Origin of the sequence: Acidaminococcus sp. BV3L6 (assembly GCF_000468835.1) — a bacterium.
GTDB lineage: Bacteria > Bacillota > Negativicutes > Acidaminococcales > Acidaminococcaceae > Acidaminococcus > Acidaminococcus intestini.
The window spans coordinates 1-21,790 of sequence record NZ_AWUR01000009.1 but is presented as its reverse complement, the minus strand read 5'-3'; the positions used below and the strand labels follow the sequence as shown (position 1 = coordinate 21,790).

Genomic DNA, 21,790 nt, shown 5'->3' with positions numbered 1-21,790 from the left:
ATGACAAAAAAAGAAATCTTGGGCCTTACCCTTGAGCAGATGCAGGATGAATTCCTTGCTTTAGGACTCAAGAAGTTTCGGGCGGAGCAAGTTTTCCGTTGGATCTATGAAAAAGGGGCGACGACCTTTGAAGAAATGACGAACCTTTCCAAGGAGAATCGGTCCCTTCTTGAAGGAACCTATAGCATCCTTTCCGGCGCGGTGAAAGTTCTTCGCACGTATGATTCTGCGGACAGGCTCACTCACAAGGTCCTTCTTGGTCTTTCTGACGGGGCGTCGGTCGAGACGGTCCTTATGCATCATGACTATGGTTACAGCGCGTGTCTTTCCAGTCAAGTGGGCTGCGCCATGAACTGTACCTTCTGCGCCAGCGGTCTTCATGGTTTCATGCGTAATCTTACGGCTGGAGAAATCCTCGCCCAGCTTTACTATTTCGATCATGTTCTCCTCCCCAAGGGAGAACGTGTCAGCCGTATCGTCATCATGGGGAGCGGAGAGCCCATGCTGAACCTTGACAATGTGTTGGCTGCTCTTGACTTGATGCATCATGACAAGGGACAATGCATCAGCTACCGCAATATGACGATTTCGACCTGCGGTATTGTTCCCGGCATTGAAGAAATGACGCGGCAGGGACGGACCATCAATCTTGCGGTTTCCCTCCATGCGGCAACTGGCGCTTTGAGGGACCGCCTTATGCCTATCAACGGGAAGTATCCTTTTCCTGAGGTGATTGACGCAGCCAGCCGTTATGAAAAGATGAATGGCCGTCAGGTCATGTATGAATATATCCTCCTTGCGGGTATCAATGATCGTGAGGAAGACGCCCGGGCTCTTGCTGAGGCCCTTTCGGGCAAGGAATGCGTTGTCAATCTCATTCCGGCCAATCCCGTCCCGGAAAAAGGCTTTAGACGCCCAGAAGACCGGGATGTGGACCGCTTTTTCCAGTACCTCAAGAAGCGTCATATCAATGTGACGGTCCGGAAGGAAATGGGCAAGGATATCAATGCCGCCTGTGGACAGCTCCGGGCCAGCCAGTTGAAGGAGGAACAAGCATGATTGCAGTCAGCCGGACCAATCGCGGTCTTGTGCGTCATAACAATGAGGACAGTGTCCTTGTCCGGGAACCAGACCTTTTTGCCATTGCCGATGGCATGGGTGGGGCCGATGCCGGGGAAGTAGCAAGTTATGAGGCCGTCCATCTTTTGGAAAGCCTCGATCTTTCCCAGGTGGACCGTACAAACATTCTTTCCTCCCTGGAAACGGCAATCATTCGGATCAATAAAAAGATTTTCGACCTTGCCAGTGAAAAAAAAGCACTTTCCGGTATGGGGACTACCTTGACGGCCCTTTACCTGCCGAACCGGGAAACGGCCTATGTGGCCCATGTAGGAGACAGCCGAATCTATCTTTATGGAGAGGGACTGCTCCGGCAGGTCACGAGCGACCACAGCTATGTGGCAGAACTCCTGCGCCATAAGAAAATTACGGCTGAGGAGGCACGGACCTCTTCCCAGAAGCACGTCATTACCCGTGCTGTGGGGGTGGAGCCAACTGTGGCTGTCGATACCTTTGAAATCCTCTTGGGCAGTGCCCAGAAGCTGCTCCTGTGTTCCGATGGACTCACCAATATGATTTCCGAAGCCGAGATTGAACGGATCATGGGAGACCGGAATCTTGACCGGCTGGCTGATGGCCTTATGAATGGGGCCATGACGGCCGGCGGTGACGATAATATTTCCTTTATCATCATTGATCTGGAGGCTGCGGAATGGAAGAAAGAATAACCCTCAATCATCGTTATGAAATCATTGATAAAGTGGGCGGCGGCGGTATGGCCGAAGTGTTCCATGGATATGATACGGTTCTTCATCGTGACGTGGGCATCAAGATCCTGCGGGATCAGTTCATTCAGGACAAGGACTTTGTCGCTCGTTTCCGGCAGGAAGCCTGCAATGCAGCCGGTCTTTCTCACCCCAATATTGTCAATATCTATGATTTTGGCAGTGAACACGACATCAACTACATCGTTATGGAATATGTCGTAGGCAGGACCCTCAAGGAAGTCATTACCGATAGCGGTGCCCTTGATTACCAAACGGCTGTCAAATATGCCATTGGCATTGCATCAGCCCTGAAGCAGGCCCATGACCATGCCATCGTTCATTGTGACGTCAAGAGCCAGAATATCCTCATTGATACGAAAGGGGTCGCCAAGATTACTGACTTTGGGATTGCCCGTGCCTTTGGGCAGCCCTCAGAGTCCGAAGAACGGGGCGTCATTGGTTCCGTCTATTATCTATCGCCGGAACAGGCCGCAGGAAAACCGGTAACGGCTCAGTCAGATCTTTATTCCCTTGGCGTCGTCCTTTTTGAGATGCTTACCGGGCAGCTTCCCTATGACGGGGATACGCCGGCTGAAGTGGCGCGGCAGCACCTGACTTCACCGACGCCCTCGGCCCGTCGCTATGACCCGGAAATTCCCTATGACCTAGACGCTATTGTAACCAAGGCCCTTGCCAAAAATCCCCTGCTTCGCTATAAGACGGATGATGATTTCCTAAGTGACCTTCGCCGCGTGGAGACGCGTCTGCGTAAGGCGGAAACGGCTGCGGAAGAATCGCTTTCCCCTCACCATAAAGGGGTGAGTGACGAAACCATCATTATTCGCAGCGAGGAAATGGGGGACGGCCTTTTGCATAAAACGCCGCTGCGGGATGAAAATCCAGACAACGGAGCTGCCGCGGGTGAAAAGGAGCCGCCCAAGAAGAATAAAACCAAGAAGATGCTGGGCCTTTTCATTGGCGCCATCTTTTTGCTGTCGGCCCTTATTTATGGCCTTGTCGGATATTCCAGCGGGGATATTGCCGTGCCGGACGTCAAGGGAAAGACCCTTGTGGAAGCGGAAGCCATCCTTAAGGACAATAACCTTGATTTTACCTTGAAGGAAGAATTTGATGCCAAGGTGCCAACCGGAACAGTCATCAAACAGAGCCCTGGTGCTGGAAGCCATGTCAAAGCTGGCCGGAAGATCCAGCTGACGGTCAGCAAGGGAGCTGAACCTGGTGTGGTTCCCGACCTAAAAGGCAAGAACCTGGCCGAGGCAACCGAAATGCTCCATGCAGCAAAGCTTGCTGTTGGGAAAGTGACCGTTCAATACAAGGAGGGGGCTGCTCAAGGAGCCGTACTCAGTCAGGATATCGAAGCCGGGAAGAAAGTGGCTGCTGGAACCAAAGTGGACTTGGTGGTCAATATCTCCAAGGGACAGAGCGTCGTACCGGACCTTAAGGGCCTTACCCTTTCGGATGCCCGGGAACGGCTGTCTTCCATGGGCCTTATGGTAGGCAGTGTCACGACCAAGGAAGACAGCGCCCCTAAGGGTACCGTCATAGGAGCTGAACCGGAATTTGGCAAAGTTCTTTCCGAAGGCAGTGTGGTTACTCTCATTGTTTCCGGCGGTAAAAAAGAAGAAAAGAAACAGAAGGAAACTAGTGGGACTCCTTCCCAAGCCGCAAAGACCTATACCGTTTCCTTTACGGTTCCTGGCAGCGGCAGTGCCAAACAGGTGAAAATCGTGGCCAGTGATGCCACAAGTTCCCGCGTCCTTTATTCGGGGTCCGCTGCGCCAGGAACCCGCCTTAGGGAAACCGTAACGTTGGGACAGGATGCCAGTGTCCAGTTCTATGTCAATGGCGCGCTAGTGGAGGATCGTTCCCTTTGAGTGAGATTACAGGCAGAATCATCAAGACCTATAACGGATACTATTACGTCCTGGGGCGTGACGGTGTTACTTATACCGCAAAGGTTCGGGGGCGGCTCAAAAAAGCTCGCTTCCTTCTTGCCGCCGGAGACTGGGTGACCTTGGAGACAAGGGGCGAAGAAGGCATGATTGAAACTATCCTGCCGCGCAGGAACCTCCTTCAGCGCCCCTTGGTTGCAAACCTGGATTGGCTTTTTGCCGTCTTTGCTGCTAAAGATCCTGCCCCAAGTTTCCTTCTCATTGATAAGCTCCTGGCCCTGGCTGAAGCCTATGACATCCCTGCCGCCCTTGTTATCAATAAGTGTGATCTGGCAGCGGAAGGCTTTCTTGAACAGATACGAGCCATCTATGAACCGTTAGGCTATCCTGTCTATTTTGTCGAAGCTCGAAAGGGAAAGGGTCTTGACCCCATTCGAGCAAAGATGACCGGTCTCACATCGGCTTTCGGCGGCCCTTCCGGGGCAGGAAAGTCGACCCTCCTCAACCATTTGGACCCGTCTTTGACGCTTGAAACAGGCGCCGTCAGTGAAAAGATTGGCCGAGGCCGTCACACAACGCGTTTTGCGCAGCTTCTTCCTTTTGCAGGGGGCTTCATTGTCGATACGCCGGGTTTTGGCAATATTGACCTGCGAGAATTAGAATTGCCTTCTGTCGAAGCGGGTTTTCGCGAATTGGCCCCTTATGCAGGACAGTGCCGCTTTACGGGCTGCACTCACACCCATGAACCGGATTGTGCCGTCAAAGCCGCACTTCAAGAAGGAAAGATTGCCCAAAGTCGGTATGATTCCAGTATCATGATCCGTCAGGAATTGGCGGAACAAAAGAAAAGAGGTAAAAAACGATGACGCTTATAGCACCTTCCATCCTATCGTCTGATTTTTCCTGTCTTGCCGACGAAACGGCCCGCATCAAGGCGGCCGGTGCCGACTGGGTCCATATTGACGTCATGGACGGACGCTTTGTACCCAACCTGACCTTTGGAGCGCCTGTAGTAAAATGTCTGCGTAAGAAGACCGATATGTTCTTTGACTGTCATCTCATGGTGGAACAGCCGGAAAATTATGTGGATGCTTTTGCAGCTGCTGGCGCTGACATGATTGTCATCCACACCGAAGCAACGAAACACCTTCATCGTGTCCTGGAAGCCATTCATGGCAAGGGCATCAAGGCTGGTGTCGCCCTGAACCCTGCTTCTCCTCTTTGCTTTGTGGAAGAAGTCCTCCCTTATGCGGATATGGTTCTTATTATGTCCGTGAATCCTGGTTTTGGAGGACAGAAGTTCATTGAAACGAGCATTGATAAGATTCACCGCTTGAAAGAACGCATCAAACAAGGCGGTTATAAGACCCTGATTGAAGTGGATGGGGGAATCAATAAGGAAACCGGCAAGGCTGTGCGGGAGGCTGGCGCGGATGTCCTTGTTGCTGGGTCCTATATTTTTGGCTCCCCTGACATGAAAAAGGCAATTAGTTATCTGCGCTAATCATGAATAGACACGAATTTTGGTCCTGCCATAAAAGGAAGGTCAAGTATACGCTCGGGATTGTCTTTGCTGTTATCGTGGGCCTTTTTGCCGTGGCTTACGCCTTGAGTCTCCAGGCGGCTGCCATCTTTAATATGATTGCCGCCCGTCAGCACTTCTTGGAAGGCACCATTACCGTAGGGCGCCTTACGGCAACCCCTTTGGGTCATGTTCACTTTGAGGATCTTGTCTGGACCTTGGATGAAAGCGGTACGAAAGTAACGGTTCCTGATGGTCATTTCCATGTAAAACCCTTGGATCTGATCATGCGCCGTCCTTCGACATCGACCATCACAAATGTAGAACTGAACGGAGCCAGCATCGAGCTCTCCTTTGACAATAAGATGCATATACGCGGCTTCCATATGGTGGAACCGAAGAAAGAAAAAAAGGGAAAGGGAAAAAAGAAACCGAATTTTGATGTCAAAGTAAAGAATCTTGATGTGGACCTCATCCTTAATCATTGTAGGGTTACCGCATATTATAAGGAACGTGTCCATACCTTCAAGGATGTCAATGCAGCCATCCATTATGACAGCAAGGACCGCATCGATATTGACTTTTCCACGGGGGAACTGGGCGGAACCCTGGAAGGGGGCGGTGTCGATATTCAAGGATCGGTGGATTTGAAACCTGCCGTATCGACTTATGACCTCAATCTTGGCATCCGTGAACTCAATCCGTCGAGTCTGGGGACTGGACTCAACATCCATGAAACTGTGACGGCCAGTGCAGCCGTCACAGGGAAATTGCCTGAACCCATCATTATCGGTCAGCTGTATATGAAGAATCTGAACTTGCCCGGTCTTAAATTTACCAATGTAAGAGGCGATTTCAAGTACAAGGACGGTTATATTGGAGCCCAAAACGTGACGGCTGACGTTTTTGGGGGCACCTGTGATGCCTCGGGCGGTTTTAATATCGATACCAAGGCCTATGATGTCTATGTCAAAGGTCACGACCTTCATAGTGAAGATGCCGCTGGGGTTCCCTTCTTCAGGACCCTGGTCCAGCTGGATCTGACCATGAGCTGCAACGGGGACAATCGGTCCACGGTGACCTATGGGACCTTCACTTCAGGCAAGGGAATCTATGCCCTTGTAAAGTTTGATTCAATCAGTGGCGCTTTTTCCAATCAATATAAGCGGCTGAAGTTTGATGATGTGACCATTAAATCCGTATCCGGCGATATTGTGGCGCCTCAGTTTGAGCTTCTGGATGGAAAGCTTCACATGGGCGATCTCTATTATGTATCAGAAAATGGAACACGCACCAAGATCAGCTTGTTTTCCTGATGGGAGCGGGGGACCGGAGGCACATTGCCTCTCCGGCCCCCCCTTTTCTTGCGTCGGGACTTGTGTTATAATAAGGACGCAATTTCATAGGAATTGTCTTTGGGGCAGGGTGAGATTCCCAACCGGCGGTACAGTCCGCGAGCCTTCGGGCATGAATTGGTGAGATTCCAATACCGACAGTAGAGTCTGGATGAGAAAAGACAGTGTAGCCACAGAACCGTAAAGGCCGTGCTATCTCCCCGAGGAGAAGGCATGGCCTTTTTTAAGGAAGGTGAACAAATTTGACTGATGAGGAATATATGCAGATGGCCCTGGATCTTGCTGAAAAGGCCCGCGGGGCGACAAGTCCCAATCCGCTCGTCGGATGTGTCATTGTAAGTCCTGATGGACACGTGGTGGGAAAAGGGTATCATCACAAGGCCGGTGAGCCCCATGCCGAAATCAATGCCATGGACGACGCAGGCGAGAAGACTGCAGGCGCTACGGCTTATGTGACTTTGGAGCCCTGTTCCCACTATGGCAGGACGGGTCCCTGTTGTGAGGCCTTGATCAAGGCCGGTATCAAAAAAGTTGTTGCCGCGGCCACAGACCCCAATCCCCGTGTATCGGGGCGCGGCTTTCGCCGCCTTGAAGAAGCAGGTGTTGAGGTCGTAAGCGGTGTCCTTGCAGACAAAGCCTACAGGCAAAACGAGATCTTCATGCATTATATGAAGACGGGCCGTCCGTTTGTGGCTCTAAAGTACGCCATGACCCTTGATGGCAAGATTGCTACGGTTTCTGGCGATTCCAAGTGGATTACCGGGGTCAAGGCAAGAACGTATGCGCATCGCCTGCGCAGCTGGTATGACGCCATCCTGGTGGGCCGAGAAACCGTGGCCCAGGATGATCCATCCCTTACCGTACGTCTCGTGGAAGGAAAAAATCCCCTGCGTATCATCCTTGACAGCAAGGCGTCCCTTCCCTTGGAACGTAAGGTCTTTACGGATGGGGCGGCAGACACGCTTCTTGTCGTCACGCCGCAGGCCCTTCAGGAAAAGGTCAGGGCCTTTGCTGACCTGCCGGGTGTTTCGGTCCTCACGGCTGCGGAAAGGGACGGGCATGTGGATCTTTCTGACCTCCTGCAGCAACTTGCCAAAAAAGATGTGACCAGCGTCCTTGTCGAAGGAGGCAGCGATATCCATGGAGCTTTCTTTGATGCAGGCTTGGTTGAACGGGTCTATGCTTTCATTGCACCGAGCCTCATTGGCGGGAATAAAAGCCGTCCTGCCATTGGCGGTCAAGGCGCGAGCACGATGGAGCAGAAAGTGACGCTTCAGGAAGTGACCACTTTGCCCCTTGAACCTGATCTTTTGGTTACGGGCCTTACCCGTAAGGGGGTGTGACAGATGTTTACCGGTCTGATTGCTGAAATGGGTCGTGTGGATGCCCTTCGTCGGGAAGGCAGTTCTTATCGTCTGACCATTGAAGCAAAAAAGATTCCGCTGACCCTTTTTGTTGGTGAAAGTGTATGCTGCAATGGGGCTTGCCTGACAGTGACCCATTATGATGCCCACTGCTTTACTGTAGATGTCATGCCTGAAACGGTCCGCCATACGACCATTGGTTTGTTAAAGAAAGGCGATCCCATCAATCTTGAACAGACCCTGAAACTGGGAGCCGGCCTTGATGGACACCTGGTTCTCGGCCACGTGGACGGAGTCGGTACAATTTCTCGTATTGTACCTGAAGGGATTGCTAAGGTGACAACCATAACGGCACCTAAGGAGCTCCTGCATTATATGGTGAAAAAAGGCTCCATTGCCATTGACGGCATCAGTCTTACGCTAACGGATGTGACGGAAACTGCCTTTTCCGTGTCCCTGATCCCTTTGACTGTTAAGGATACGACCTTGGGGAAAAAGAAGGTTGGTGACGCGGTGAACCTGGAAACGGACATCCTCGGAAAATATGTGGAAAAACTCATTAATCATAAATTAGATGGGGGCCTTACAAAGGCATCCCTTCTTGAAAATGGATTCCTCTAAGGAGATGAAGGATATGGAAAAAGAATATCAATTTGGGACCATCGAACAAGCCATTGCCGACATCAAAGCCGGTAAAATGGTTCTTGTGACCGATGATCCAGACCGTGAAAATGAAGGTGATCTGATCATGGCTGCTGACTTTGTGACGCCGGAAGCCATCAACTTCATGGCGACCCACGCCAAGGGCCTCATCTGTGCCCCCTGTGACGGGAAGATTTTGGATCGCCTCCAACTGGAACCTATGGTGGCCAACAACACGGATAATCATGAAACGGCCTTTACGGTTTCCATTGATCATGTCGATACCACGACAGGAATTTCGGCTGCAGAACGGGCCTATACCATCAAGAAATTAACCGATCCTAAGGCCCTGCCGGCTGACTTCCGACGCCCTGGCCATGTCTTCCCCCTGCGCAGTGTCATTGGCGGCGTCATGCGCCGTACGGGGCACACAGAAACCACGACGGACCTGTGCCGCCTTGCCGGTCTTACCCCAGCCGGAATCTGCTGCGAAATCATGAGCGAAGATGGAACCATGGCCCGTACGCCAGAACTGGCCCGTTTTGCTGAAAGATTTGGCCTTACGTTCATCACGGTGGCTGATCTGGTAGCCTATCGCAAAAAGAATGAAAAGATGGTCCACCGGATTGCAGATGTCGCCCTGCCTAGTAAGTACGGAAGTTTCCGGGCCATTGGCTACGAAAACGATTTGGATGATCTGTGTCATGTTGCTGTTATCAAGGGCGATGTGGCCGGCAAAAAGAACGTTCTTGTCCGTGTCCACTCCGAATGCCTTACGGGGGATGCCTTGGGCTCCATGCGCTGTGATTGCGGCGACCAGCTGGGTACGGCTCTGCGCATGATTGAAAAAGAAGGCTGCGGTGTCGTTCTTTATATGCGTCAGGAAGGCCGAGGCATCGGGCTTGCCAATAAACTCCGGGCCTATGCCTTGCAGGATCAGGGACTTGATACGGTTGATGCCAATGTAAAACTGGGCTTTAAACCGGATCAGCGTGACTATGGTATCGGTGCACAGATCCTTTCCGACCTGGGACTGACGAGCATCCGTCTTATGACGAATAACCCCGCCAAACGGGCCGGCCTTTCCGGGTACGGCATTACCATTACGGAAACGGTGCCAATCATTATGGAAGATAATTGTTACAATCATAAATATATGGTCACTAAGCAGGTTCGTATGGGCCATGTGCTTCATGAAAAAGATGTGGAGGTAGAAAAGAAATGAACATTGTAGAAGGAAAACTGCTGGCTCAAGGCCTCAAATTCGGGATTGTCGTCGCTCGTTTCAACGAATTCATTACGAGTAAGCTCCTTTCCGGTGCAGAAGATACCCTTGTCCGTCATGGGGCCCGTGAGGAAGATATCACGGTTGCCTGGGTGCCCGGTGCTTTTGAGATTCCCCTGGTCGCAAAGAAAATGGCCCAAAGCGGTAAATATGATGGAATCATCTGCCTTGGTGCTGTTATCCGCGGCGCAACAAGTCACTATGATTATGTCTGCAATGAAGTTTCCAAAGGAATTGCCCTTGTCAATATGGAAACGGGTGTTCCCTGCGGATTTGGCGTCCTGACCACGGAAAATATCGAACAAGCCGTTGAACGGGCTGGCACCAAAGCCGGCAACAAGGGCTCTGATACGGCCGCATCCATGATTGAAATGATCAATCTTATGAGGCAGCTCTAAAATGACCCAGGAAGATGTCCTGATTCGGGCGACTGTCGGGGATGCCCGGGTCTATGCCGTGACGACAACCCACCTGACACAATATATGAATAAAATCCACGGACTGAGTCCTGTCGCCGCAGCCGCTCTGGGCCGCACGGCAGCTGGCGCACTGCTGCTTGCAGCCACGATGAAGGACGGTGAAGGCGTGACCATCCGCTTCAAGGGCAATGGACCCTTGGGTGAGGTCATGGCCGATGCCACAAATTATACGGTTCGCGGCTTTGTGGAACATCCAGAAGTCATGCTGCCCCTTAAAAAGGGCAAACTTGATGTTGGCGGCGGTGTAGGTCATGAAGGCGTCGTTATTGTGACGCGCTGCCCGGAAAAGGGCATGCCCTTCAACGGCTATGCCCTTTTAAAGAGCGGCGAGATTGCCGAAGACCTGACAAAGTATCTCTTTGATTCGGAACAGACCCCTTCTGTCGTGGCTTTGGGTGTCCTTGTCGATAAAGATGGCTCCATTGCCGTTTCAGGAGGTTATTTTGTTCAGCCTCTTCCCAGCGCGAGCGATGAGTTCCTCGAAACGCTTGAAAATAACTGCATTACCTTGCCATACGTGACAGAACTGCTTCGTTCTGGCCACAGTCCGGAAGACATGATCCGGCTTATCGGAAAAGGTATGGCCGTGGAAATCCTTGACTGTCATCCTGTTTCCTTTCACTGCAGCTGCAGTCGGGATAAGGTCGCCCACATGCTGGAAGGACTGCCGGAAGCAGAGTTTTCTTCCATGCTGGATGATCCCCAGACCGAAGTCCGCTGCCATTACTGTGGTAAAAAATATCTCTTTACGCCGGAAGAGCTGAAGGCTCTTCCCCGGAAACACGCAAAACTTGACGACGCAAACTAATGTTTGTATAATAGAATGTGTAATTACTGACAAGGAGATGAAGGAATGAGCATGGAAACGGAAAAGGGCAAAGCCCTTGACGCGGCAGTCAAACAAATTGAAAAGGACTTTGGCAAAGGCTCCATCATGAAATTGGGGGCAGCCAGTGCCAAGATGAATATTGAAACCATTCCCACAGGAGCGTTGTCCCTTGATATTGCCCTTGGTGTAGGCGGGATTCCCCGTGGCCGTATCATTGAAATCTATGGACCAGAGTCTTCTGGTAAGACGACGGTCGCCCTTCATATGATTGCTGAGGCGCAAAAACGGGGAGGCTACGCTGCCTTCATCGATGCTGAACATGCCCTTGATCCGGAATATGCCCGCCATCTCGGTGTTGATATCGATAACCTCTTGATTTCCCAGCCTGATACGGGCGAACAAGCCCTTGAAATTTGCGATGCCCTGGTCCGCAGCGGCGCTATTGACATCATTGTCATCGACTCCGTTGCTGCCCTTGTTCCAAAAGCGGAAATTGAGGGAGATATGGGCGATTCCCACGTTGGCCTTCAAGCTCGTCTCATGAGTCAGGCCCTGCGCAAACTGACGGGAATCATTTCCAAGAGCCGTACGGCGACGGTCTTTATCAACCAGATCCGTGAAAAAGTGGGTGTCATGTTCGGAAATCCGGAAACAACGACGGGTGGCCGTGCCCTGAAGTTCTATTCGACGGTTCGTATGGATGTACGGCGTATTGAGAGCCTCAAGAGTGGCAACGACATCATCGGCAACCGGACCCGTGTCAAAGTTGTCAAGAACAAGGTAGCTCCTCCCTTCAAACAGGCCGAATTCGATATCATGTATGGAGAAGGGATTTCCCACGAAGGATGCCTCGTTGATTTGGGGGTACTTTACAACATCGTTGGTAAGAGCGGCGCGTGGTACTCCTATGGGGACGAACGCATTGGTCAGGGCCGTGAAAACACGAAAGAGTTTCTTAAGAACCACCCAGAAATGGCCTTTGAAATTGAAAATCGTATCCGCGAAGCGGCCGGACTGACAGCCCTTGAAGCAGCCCCGCAAACAGAAGACATCTTAAAACCGGAGGGAGATCCGGACAGTGTGGGCTAAGCCCAAGAAAATGCTCCTCACCTATGCCGACGCCTATAATTTTGCCTTGGACCGGCTTGCCATGCGGGACCATAGTTCCCTTGAACTGCGGGATAAACTTGCGGAAAGAGGCTGTGATAAAGAGCTTCAGGACAGGGTCCTTGCGGCCCTTAGGGAGCGCCATTTTGTTGATGATGTTCGCTGTGCCGGATATGTCGTTGATGCTTGGCGAAGAAAAGGCATCTATGGACGAAATTACCTTCGGCTCATGCTTGAAAAACGGCAGATCCCGGCATCTGTCGTGAAAGATATGCTGGATGGTGTTTCCGAAGAGGAAGAACGGGAGCGGGCGGAGGAGTTTGCGCGGAAAGAAGTTCCTAAGCTTCTAAAAAAATATCAAACGGAACCTCGCAAAGGCAAAGCGGCCCTTTCAAGAAAGCTTGCCAGCCGTGGCTTTACAGGGGTCTGTCTTTATGCGGCACTTGCTGTTTATGATGAGATGGAAGAGGAAATCCCAAATAAAGAAGAGGAAGGATCCTTTTAAATAGGGACCCTTCCTTTTTCTGCTACAAGAAGGAAAAGGGACCGGAGACGCCATTTGATTGACACTCCCTGCAAAATACTATAAAATATTCCTATCCATATTATTGGGTCAAGAGGTAACCTCAGGGTTGCCTTCTTTGTTTGTGTCTTAAAAATGGAAGGAAAATTCTCTAAAAAGGAGGTGTACTATCATAGATCCCATTACTGTATTTATTGTAATTGCTGCCTGTGTCCTCGGTGCTGGTGCCGGTTATTTTGGACGTAAGAACATTGCGGAAACCAAAATCGGCAAAGCAGAAGAACAGGCACGCCAAATCGTTGCAGAAGCAGAAAAAGCCGGTGATGCCAAAAAGAAGGAACTTCTTGTTGAAGCCAAGGAAGAAATCCATCGCATGCGTTCTGATATGGAACGGGAAAACAAGGAGCGCCGGGCAGAACTGGCCAAGAGCGAACGCCGCCTCGTCCAAAAGGAAGAAAATGTCGACCGCAAGATGGATGCCTATGAGAAAAAGGAAGAAAAACTTTTGGAACAAAGCAACCGTCTGCGCGAATCCCAAGAACGTGTCGATGCCCTTTATACCAAACAGGTAGGGGAACTCGAACGAATTTCGGGACTGACCAGTGACGAAGCCAAAAAGGAACTGCTTGACAGTGTCCAAGAAGAAGTCAAGCACGATAAGGCCAAACTCATCAAGGACATGGAACAAGAAGCCCGCGATACAGCTGAGACCAAGGCACGGGAAATTATTTCCCTTGCTATCCAGCGCTGTGCTGCCGATCAGGTTGCTGAAACGACGGTCACTGTTGTTCCTCTCCCCAACGATGAGATGAAAGGCCGGATCATTGGCCGCGAAGGCCGCAATATCCGTACGTTGGAAACCCTCACTGGGATTGATCTCATCATCGACGATACGCCGGAAGCGGTCATCATTTCCGGATTCGATCCTGTTCGTCGGGAAGTGGCCCGTGTGGCCCTCGAAAAACTCATCAATGATGGTCGTATCCATCCGGCCCGCATTGAGGAAATGGTAGAAAAAGCTCAGAAGGAGCTGGATCAGAAAATCAAGGAAGCAGGCGAACAGGCTACCTTTGAGACCGGTGTCCATGGCCTTCATCCTGAACTGATCAAGCTCTTGGGACGCATGAAGTATCGTACGAGCTACGGTCAAAATGCCCTCAAACATTCAACGGAAGTAGCGCATTTGGCTGGCCTCATGGCTGCTGAATTAGGCGTTGACGTCAATTCAGCCAAACGGGCTGGTTTGCTCCATGACATTGGCAAGGCTGTTGACCACGAAGTGGAAGGCTCTCATGTCGATCTTGGTGCAGAAGTGGCCAAACGTTACCATGAATCGGATATTGTCATCAATACCATCATGAGCCATCATGGAGACGTGGAACCGAGTTCTGTCCAAGCCGTCCTTGTCTCGGCTGCGGATGCGATTTCCGCTGCCCGTCCAGGTGCCCGTCGGGAAACGCTGGAAACTTACCTCAAGCGTTTGACGCGGCTTGAAGAAATCGCAGAATCCTTCGATGGCGTAGAAAAATGCTATGCTGTCCAAGCCGGACGTGAAATCCGTATCATGGTCAAACCGGACAAGGTTGATGATGATGCATCCGTTATCCTCGCTCACGATGTGGCAAAACGTATCGAAGAGGATATGGAATACCCTGGCCAGATCAAAGTGGTCATCGTTCGCGAGACCCGGGCCGTCGATTACGCCAAATAACGAAAAAAGAAGCCTGCATCCTTTGTGGATGCGGGCTTTTCTATGTCTGGTCTTTTCTCTCTGAATTCACTTCATGGAGTCAATTCGCCTTGCCAAGGCAAGGAAACGAAACAAAAGGGCTTACATATTCGAATTGAAAACGGATTGTTTGGCGGTGGATATGAAAGGCAAGGGAGCAATTTTTATAGCCTTTTAAGGCATGGTGATGTAAATCAGGTCGCTTACTTAATGCCGTTCACCTGTTAAGCCTCTTGCAATTCCGGTCCTGTCGTGGGACTATTGGCTAAGGGGTATTTTGAAAGCACGGTGTTTTTTCCGTATGGCCTATTTTCGTATCTTGGTTGTTCATTCGATTTCCATCTAGTTAAAAGTGAAAGCCATCAAAATAAGTAAAATTCTTTTAGCTGCACCATTAATGTTGACTATGAAAAGTTAAGGAACGAGGAATTGAACGATTGAGGAGCTGTAGGATTGGATTCTGATTGAACGCAAAATGATGAACTCTGTAAGGTAGTGGTCCATGGCCACGAAGTAACGTAGGATTGGATTCTGATTGAACGCAAAATGATGAACATAGGACAAAGGAAACAATAATCCAGTATGGCATTTTTGGCTGTAAAACGGTCTTTCTGTGCTATACTGGTAAGTAGAATTGTGAGGAAGCCACACTTCCAGGAAGGAGCAGAGACGATGGCAAATACAAGACAAGAGGCATGGGACCTCATCAAGGAATACAATAAGGAACCTTTTCATCGGCAGCATGCCCTGACCGTCGAAGGCTGCATGCGGTATTTTGCAAAATCCTTGGGCTATGGGGATGAAGAGGAGTTTTGGGGGCTTGTAGGATTGCTCCATGATCTGGACTATGAAAAATATCCGGAAGAACATTGCCGCGTAGAAGACAAGATTCTCAGGAAAAAAGGCTGGGATGAAAAACTCATCCACGCTGTCGTCAGCCATGGTTATCCTCGCTGCAGCGATGTGGCGCCGGAACTTGAGATGGAAAAGGTCCTTTATGCCGTGGACGAACTTTCTGGACTTATTGGGGCTGCGGCTCTCATGCGTCCTTCCAAGAGTGTCCAGGACATGGAGGTGAAATCCCTCAAGAAAAAGTTCAAGGACAAGCATTTTGCTGCGGGCTGCAGCCGTGACGTTATTAAGGAAGGCGCTGACATGCTGGGCTGGGACCTCAATAAACTTTTTGAGGAATCCATCCTTGCCATGAGAAGCTGTGAAGCTGCTGTGGCCGAGGCCATGAAAAAGGCTGAGGCCTAAGAAAAATAAAAAAGACCGATGAAGGGGATAAGTCCCTTTGCTTCATCGGTCTTTTTTGATGCACTTGTTCTTAGGCTTTCTTGAATCCCATCATGGGCACCGTGGCCTTACAGAGCACTACGGCAAGAAGACTGGAAACAACGTTGCTGACAGCCATGCTGACAGCGCAGTTGATGGCAGAGGCATAGCTCACGGCATAAGGAACGCCAAGGATAAAGTATTTGAAGGAAAAACGGATGACCGGTTCTGTCACGACGTTCACAAGGGATCCGACCAGGCAGGCAAAGAGCACGCCGCGTCCCAAGGTGGCAGAAGCATTTAGCTTAGCAGAAAATAGATGTTTTCCTGCTTCGGCTACCGCCCATCCCAGAAGAAACTTTGCAAGGAACGTGGGCGGTGCTGATGTAGTGTAGCCCGCAAGGACATCGGCAAGAAAGAGCCCCACGGCTCCTGAAAGGGCCCCATATTTGGCGCCTAAGAGGAGGGCAGAAACCATGATGAAGGCGTGGCCCACGTAAATCTTTCCAGTAAGACCCATGCCCATGGGAATCTCAATGCGCAGGTAGGAAAAACAGGCAAAGGCCATGGCGGCAAAAAGACCCGCCAAGGTAAGCTTATGGACTTGTTCTTTGGTCATAAAAGGTCACATCCTCATTACATGATTGGAATCATTATAGGTTGAAAGCGATTGAAATGTAATGGACGGTTTGAGAAAAAATAAGGAAAAAGTGTACCGGTTCGTTCCATATGGGCAAGAAAAAACAAGACAATCCTGTCTCTTGATTCACGAAAAGATCGCTTTGCTGTGGTATAATATGAACAGAATAACATGACCGCAATGGCGGATGAAAATATAGGGAGGCACTGTTATGGCTTACTATGCTAGACCGGAGGAAATCCTCTATCATACCCACCTTTCCCAAAACATGCTCATGGGCGCAAAAATTGCGCTTCTGCCAGGTGACCCTGGACGTGTACAATCATTGGCAGAGGCTATGGGACCTGCTGTGGAGCTCGTGAGCCATCGGGAGTATACAAGTTATTTGGCTCAAGTGGCCAGTCAGCCCATTCTTGTTATTTCAACAGGCATGGGTGGTCCTTCAACGGCAATTTGTCTTGAGGAACTGGCCCGTCTTGGCATTAAGCGGGTCATTCGCGTAGGAACGACAGGATCCATCAAGGACTCTCTTGATCTGGGCGATGTTGTCATTATCAAGGGAGCTGTCCGTCTTGAAGGCACAAGCACCCATTATGCCCCTATTGAGTTTCCCGCTGTCGCTGATCTTGATTTGACACAGCTTTTGGTCTATGCGGCTGAAATGGAACATATTCCTTATGAAGTGGGCATCTGCGTTTCGAGTGATACCTTCTGGCCAGGTCAGGAGCGCTATGATAGTTTTACCGGCTACGTCCTGCGGCGCTTCCAAGGGAGCATGAAAGAGTGGCAGCAGCTGGGCGTGACCAACTATGAAATGGAAACGGCCGCTGTTTTTGTGACCAGTCAGGCCTTGGGCCTTAAGGCGGCGAGCATCTGCGGCGTTGTTGCCAAAAGAACGGAAAGCGAGGAAATCGCTCCGCCTGAAATCTACCATCGGGCAGAAGTGCGTTTCCAGAAAATTGTTAAGCGAGGACTTGAGGAACTGCTGCAAAGGGAGTGAGAATCATGAAACGCTGCATCATCTTGATGATGGATTCCTTTGGTATCGGGGCAGCTTCTGACGCTGCCGCGTTTGGCGACAGCGGGGCCGATACGTTGGGCCACATTGTGGAATGGTACGGAAAGCATTGTCCTTCCATTCCTTTTCATCTGCCTCATTTGACAAGTATTGGCCTTGTTAATGCCCATACCCTCAGTACAGGTCATCCCTTGCCATATTCCATAGGAACAGGACCAATCAAAGGAGCTTATACATATGCCAAGGAAATCAGCCGCGGTAAGGATACGCTGAGCGGACACTGGGAACTGACCGGTGTGCCTGTTGATTTTGATTGGGGTTATTTCCCCGATGTTCCCCATTGTTTTCCTAAAGATATCGTTGATGGACTTATTACTGGAGGCAACCTGCCCGGTGTATTGGGGGAAAAACATGCGTCAGGAACGGAAATCATCAAGGAACTGGGATGCGAACATATGAGGACGGGCAAACCTATCATCTATACCTCCGCTGATAGTGTTCTCCAGATTGCCGCTCATGAAGAGACCTTTGGCCTCGAACGGCTCTATACCCTTTGTGAAAAGGCATTTGACTTGGTAAGACCCTATCATATTGCCCGTGTCATTGCCCGTCCTTTTGTGGGAACGGCACCGGAGAACTTTACCCGGACCGGCAATCGTCATGACTATGCCGTGGCTGCACCGGAAAAGACCTTGGTGGACCGGGCCTATGAAGAGGCCGGTGGAACCTATGCCATTGGCAAGATTGCAGATATCTTTGCTCATCGTGGAATTACAAAACAATACAAGGCCACTGGTCTATCCGCTCTTTTTGATGCGACCTTGGAGGCCCTTGAAGACGCTGGGGACCGCAGCCTCATTTTCACGAATTTTGTTGATTTTGATTCTTCGTATGGGCACCGTCGTGACGCAGAAGGGTACGGGAAAGGACTGATGCTGATTGACAGCCGTCTCCCTGAACTTGAAGCCCGCCTAACCCCTGGCGACCTCGTTCTTGTGACAGCTGATCATGGCTGTGATCCCACTTTCAAAGGTTCGGACCACACACGGGAACATGTTCCGATGCTCTTTTTTGGAAAGGGGGTAAAACCGGGGCCTTTGGCACCGATGAAAACCTACAGTGATGGAGGACAGATCCTTGCCCATCATTTGGGACTTACGCTTAAGCGGGGAACTTTTCAGGAGGTGATGGATCATGAGGCACGCTAAGAAAACGCTTATGGCACTTCTTTTTTTCCTTGTGGCCTTGCTTGCCGGAAATCTTGCTTTTGCCGCACCTTCAGCATCGAAAGACGCTCTGTCCCGCAAAGTCATTGCTTTTTATTGCTTTGACGGGACGGGAAAAGTGACGCCGTCCCTAAGGAACCTATGGCAGCGGCAAGTGCGGCAGGCGTATCCGCGCGTTTCCTATACCTTCCTAGATGACCCAACCATCCTGCAAAAGGGGCGGGCTGGACTCCTTTCCTTAATTCAAGGCGGCGATGAGCTCACGGCAGGTGATCTCGAACGGGTCACTGCTGCAACGGAAGCGGATGTCGTGGCTGTCATGGTTGTCCATACGATGGAATCTTACTATGTTGAGGCCCTGTTCCCCTTTTGGGAAGATGGCCCTGAAACCTATGTGAGGACCCTGTCCGCTGCTGATTTTTACCTTTATCGCAAGGAAGATGGAAAATTTAAGAAAAAATTCCTGCGCAAGGCGGAAACTAAGGATGCAGCCCTTGCCACTGCACCGGAAAAGGAAATTCAGTATGCCCTGAGCGATTTTGCCCGTTCTTTCGAAGGCTTGCCGCTCATCTAAAATCGTTCATGACATCCCTGCAAAAAAGTGGGGATGTTTTTTCTTTATGTTGTTGAAACAACGGATTCCTGAAGCTTCTCCGCTTACAATAAAAGCATCAATTGATGAACCATTCCATTCAAATAAGTGGGCTGTGGCCCAGAAAGAGAGGATTTGAATATGTTTTGTTATCAGTGCCAGGAAACAGCAGGGTGCAAAGGCTGCACCGTCAGCGGTGTCTGCGGGAAACGCCCCGAAGTTGCAGCGCTTCAGGATCTTTTGGTCTATGCAACCAAAGGGTTGAGCAGTGTCACGACAGCTCTTCGTAAAGAGGGAAAGGACGTGGCTATTGATGTCAACCATATGGTCACGCTGAACCTTTTCACGACCATTACGAATGCCAACTTTGATGAGGTCTCCATCCGCACCCGTGTGACGGAAACCCTTAAGAAAACGGCAGAACTGCGTGCACAGCTGCAGGATGTATCCGGGCTTTCTGAAGCGGCCCTCTGGTCTGCACCGGAAACGGACTATGCAGCAAAGGCTGCCGAAGTCGGCGTCCTTTCCGAATCCAATGAAGATATCCGTTCTCTTAAGGAAACCATCACCTATGGCCTCAAAGGTCTTGCTGCTTATCTTCATCATGCAAATGTCCTGAATCATGAAGATGAAGACGTTGATGCTTTTATTCAGCGTGCCCTTTCCGATATCCAGAAAAAAGACATTAGTGTTGATGGTCTTGTCGCCCTGACCCTTGAAACGGGTAAATACGGTGTTCAGGGCATGGCTCTTCTTGATACGGCTAACACGGATACTTACGGGCAGCCAGAAATCACGGAAGTGGACCTTGGTACCCGCAGCAATCCGGGGATCCTTATTTCCGGTCATGATCTGAAGGACCTGGAAATGCTTCTGGACCAGACGGCTGGAACGGGCGTCGATGTTTATACCCATGGTGAGATGCTGCCGGGCCATTACTATCCCTTCTTCAAGAAGTATCCGCATTTTGCCGGCAACTATGGCAATGCTTGGTGGAAGCAGCGCGATGAATTCGAAAGCTTCAATGGTCCGATCCTGATGACAACAAACTGCATCGTACCTCCGAAAGACAGCTACAAGGGGCGTCTGTGGACGACCGGGGCTGCCCAGTATCCGGGCTGCCGTCATATCGAAGGGGCTGCCGATGGATCGAAAGATTTCAGTGCCATCATCGAGCAGGCTAAATCCTGCAGTGCCCCGACAGAGATTGAAAGCGGCAAGATCGTCGGCGGATTTGCTCATAATCAGGTCCTTGCTCTGGCTGATAAGGTCGTAGACGCTGTTAAGAACGGCGCCATCAAGAAATTTATTGTCATGGCAGGTTGTGATGGCCGTCATACGACCCGCGATTATTACACCCAATTTGCCAAGGCACTGCCGAAAGATACGGTTATCCTCACGGCTGGCTGCGCAAAATATCGCTACAATAAACTGAAACTCGGCGATATTGGCGGCATTCCCCGCGTCCTTGATGCCGGTCAATGCAACGACTCCTACTCCTTGGCTCTCATTGCCCTGAAGCTGAAGGAAGTCTTTGGCCTCGATGACGTAAACAAGCTTCCTATTGTCTACAACATTGCCTGGTATGAACAAAAGGCTGTTATCGTTCTGCTTGCCCTCCTGAGCCTAGGCGTCAAGAATATTCACCTGGGACCCACACTGCCTGCCTTCCTCAGCAGGAATGTTGCTAATGTTCTTGTTGAAAACTTTGGCATTGGCACCATCTCGAATGTAGAAGATGACTTGGCCCTCATGATGAAATAGAATCGAGAAAGAATAGAAGAAAGCTCCTATCTGAACCTAGCATTTGGATGGGAGTTTTTTTTCATGGTAAAAATCGAGTATTCCTATGAGGCTGTAAGCCTCAGCGAGAAAGACTTGATCAAAGAAAGTGGGGACCCTTAGTCACAGTAAGGGCTGTGAGAAGATCATTGGAAGCCATCAGGAAAATAGACTGTGCCTCCTGTCCATCGATGCCTAAGCGCCAACTCTGCTCCCATCTAAAGGCTGCTATGTACAGCTGGGAAGAAAGGATAATACGCGATTCCCTTATCCTCAAAAAGTAAATTCCAAAGAAACAGGGAGCCAGGAAGGAAAAAAATTCGATGTAACCGGATGGAAATAAAAGAATAAAAAAATTAGTTCGGGATAAAGCGAACATAAAAAACAATAATGCAAAATACAAAGAATAAAGAGTAAAAAGATGGAAATTAATGAAAAATCAAGAGTATAGAAGAAATTTTTACGAAATAAACCTAATTATTCCAAATAAAACGGATAATATGAGTTTTGCCTAAAAGCCCCATCTGTGCTATTATAATCAAGCACTCTCCCGAAGGGGTGAGGCTCACAAAAAGAACTTCTAGGAGCAACGAAAAAAAGTGTTGACAAGATGTTCGAAAAGTGATAAACTGAATAAGCTGTCACCGATGAGGATGACAGCGAGGAACGAACCTTGAGAACTG

At 50.2% G+C, this 21,790-nt stretch carries 20 protein-coding genes and 1 riboswitch; of the genes, 19 read left to right on the top strand and 1 reads right to left on the bottom strand.

What is annotated here, in order from left to right; genetic code table 11:
- The 15 genes from rlmN (at position 1) to HMPREF1246_RS02620 (ending at position 15,831) form a co-directional block, all read left to right on the top strand.
- Positions 1 to 1,059 carry a 23S rRNA (adenine(2503)-C(2))-methyltransferase RlmN gene (gene rlmN / locus HMPREF1246_RS02695; RefSeq protein ID WP_009015886.1) on the top strand — a complete coding sequence of 353 codons (1,059 nt, stop codon included), beginning with the start codon at positions 1 to 3 and terminating at the stop codon, positions 1,057 to 1,059.
- On the top strand, positions 1,056 to 1,787 hold the full coding sequence (locus tag HMPREF1246_RS02690; RefSeq protein WP_009015885.1) for a Stp1/IreP family PP2C-type Ser/Thr phosphatase: 732 nt from the start codon (positions 1,056 to 1,058) through the stop codon (positions 1,785 to 1,787). Before rlmN ends, HMPREF1246_RS02690 begins: the two co-directional genes overlap by 4 nt.
- Positions 1,772 to 3,721: a Stk1 family PASTA domain-containing Ser/Thr kinase gene (gene pknB, locus HMPREF1246_RS02685; protein ID WP_009015884.1), complete on the top strand. Its 1,950-nt coding sequence runs from the start codon at positions 1,772 to 1,774 to the stop codon at positions 3,719 to 3,721. The genes HMPREF1246_RS02690 and pknB overlap by 16 nt, the downstream gene beginning before the upstream one ends.
- A complete protein-coding gene (gene rsgA, locus HMPREF1246_RS02680; RefSeq protein WP_009015883.1) occupies positions 3,718 to 4,605 on the top strand; it encodes a ribosome small subunit-dependent GTPase A in 888 nt (295 codons plus the stop codon). Before pknB ends, rsgA begins: the two co-directional genes overlap by 4 nt.
- Positions 4,602 to 5,243, top strand: coding sequence for a ribulose-phosphate 3-epimerase (gene rpe / locus HMPREF1246_RS02675; RefSeq protein WP_021736628.1), 642 nt, complete (start codon positions 4,602 to 4,604; stop codon positions 5,241 to 5,243). Before rsgA ends, rpe begins: the two co-directional genes overlap by 4 nt.
- Before the next feature lie 2 nt (positions 5,244 to 5,245).
- Complete coding sequence (locus HMPREF1246_RS02670) at positions 5,246 to 6,577, top strand: hypothetical protein (protein WP_009015881.1); 1,332 nt, start codon at positions 5,246 to 5,248, stop codon at positions 6,575 to 6,577.
- A 91-nt stretch (positions 6,578 to 6,668) separates the two neighbouring features.
- Positions 6,669 to 6,783: riboswitch (FMN riboswitch) on the top strand.
- Between the two features lie 75 nt (positions 6,784 to 6,858).
- The gene (ribD, locus tag HMPREF1246_RS02665) at positions 6,859 to 7,959 is read left to right on the top strand and encodes a bifunctional diaminohydroxyphosphoribosylaminopyrimidine deaminase/5-amino-6-(5-phosphoribosylamino)uracil reductase RibD (RefSeq protein WP_009015880.1); all 1,101 of its coding nucleotides are present in this window, start codon (positions 6,859 to 6,861) and stop codon (positions 7,957 to 7,959) included.
- 3 nt (positions 7,960 to 7,962) lie between these two features.
- Positions 7,963 to 8,601 carry a riboflavin synthase gene (locus tag HMPREF1246_RS02660; protein ID WP_021736627.1) on the top strand — a complete coding sequence of 213 codons (639 nt, stop codon included), beginning with the start codon at positions 7,963 to 7,965 and terminating at the stop codon, positions 8,599 to 8,601.
- Between the two features lie 13 nt (positions 8,602 to 8,614).
- Complete coding sequence (locus HMPREF1246_RS02655; protein ID WP_009015878.1) at positions 8,615 to 9,847, top strand: bifunctional 3,4-dihydroxy-2-butanone-4-phosphate synthase/GTP cyclohydrolase II; 1,233 nt, start codon at positions 8,615 to 8,617, stop codon at positions 9,845 to 9,847.
- Entirely contained in the window at positions 9,844 to 10,305 is a 462-nt protein-coding gene (gene ribE, locus HMPREF1246_RS02650; RefSeq protein ID WP_009015877.1) for a 6,7-dimethyl-8-ribityllumazine synthase, read from the top strand. Before HMPREF1246_RS02655 ends, ribE begins: the two co-directional genes overlap by 4 nt.
- A 1-nt stretch (position 10,306) precedes the next feature.
- A complete protein-coding gene (gene hslO / locus HMPREF1246_RS02645) occupies positions 10,307 to 11,194 on the top strand; it encodes an Hsp33 family molecular chaperone HslO (protein ID WP_021736614.1) in 888 nt (295 codons plus the stop codon).
- A gap of 45 nt (positions 11,195 to 11,239) precedes the next feature.
- Entirely contained in the window at positions 11,240 to 12,304 is a 1,065-nt protein-coding gene (gene recA / locus HMPREF1246_RS02640; protein ID WP_014128112.1) for a recombinase RecA, read from the top strand.
- On the top strand, positions 12,294 to 12,827 hold the full coding sequence (locus tag HMPREF1246_RS02635) for a regulatory protein RecX (protein ID WP_016459968.1): 534 nt from the start codon (positions 12,294 to 12,296) through the stop codon (positions 12,825 to 12,827). Before recA ends, HMPREF1246_RS02635 begins: the two co-directional genes overlap by 11 nt.
- Positions 12,828 to 13,026: 199 nt before the next feature.
- Positions 13,027 to 14,556, top strand: a complete 1,530-nt coding sequence (rny, locus tag HMPREF1246_RS02625) for a ribonuclease Y (protein WP_071586257.1) — start codon at positions 13,027 to 13,029, stop codon at positions 14,554 to 14,556.
- 690 nt (positions 14,557 to 15,246) lie between these two features.
- The gene (locus HMPREF1246_RS02620) at positions 15,247 to 15,831 is read left to right on the top strand and encodes a hydrolase (RefSeq protein ID WP_009015872.1); all 585 of its coding nucleotides are present in this window, start codon (positions 15,247 to 15,249) and stop codon (positions 15,829 to 15,831) included.
- Positions 15,832 to 15,901: 70 nt separating this feature from the next.
- Here HMPREF1246_RS02620 and HMPREF1246_RS02615 read toward each other — a convergent pair whose 3' ends face one another.
- Positions 15,902 to 16,468, bottom strand: coding sequence for an ECF transporter S component (locus tag HMPREF1246_RS02615; RefSeq protein ID WP_009015871.1), 567 nt, complete (start codon positions 16,466 to 16,468; stop codon positions 15,902 to 15,904).
- A 232-nt stretch (positions 16,469 to 16,700) separates the two neighbouring features.
- On the opposite strand from HMPREF1246_RS02615, the gene udp reads away from it, so the two are divergent.
- The 4 genes from udp (at position 16,701) to hcp (ending at position 21,089) form a co-directional block, all read left to right on the top strand.
- Positions 16,701 to 17,489 carry a uridine phosphorylase gene (gene udp, locus HMPREF1246_RS02610; protein ID WP_021736613.1) on the top strand — a complete coding sequence of 263 codons (789 nt, stop codon included), beginning with the start codon at positions 16,701 to 16,703 and terminating at the stop codon, positions 17,487 to 17,489.
- A gap of 5 nt (positions 17,490 to 17,494) precedes the next feature.
- Complete coding sequence (locus tag HMPREF1246_RS02605) at positions 17,495 to 18,715, top strand: phosphopentomutase (RefSeq protein ID WP_009015869.1); 1,221 nt, start codon at positions 17,495 to 17,497, stop codon at positions 18,713 to 18,715.
- Entirely contained in the window at positions 18,702 to 19,307 is a 606-nt protein-coding gene (locus HMPREF1246_RS02600) for a hypothetical protein (RefSeq protein WP_009015868.1), read from the top strand. The genes HMPREF1246_RS02605 and HMPREF1246_RS02600 overlap by 14 nt, the downstream gene beginning before the upstream one ends.
- 159 nt (positions 19,308 to 19,466) lie before the next feature.
- Positions 19,467 to 21,089: a hydroxylamine reductase gene (hcp, locus tag HMPREF1246_RS02595; protein ID WP_035224212.1), complete on the top strand. Its 1,623-nt coding sequence runs from the start codon at positions 19,467 to 19,469 to the stop codon at positions 21,087 to 21,089.
- Positions 21,090 to 21,790 lie beyond the last annotated feature (701 nt).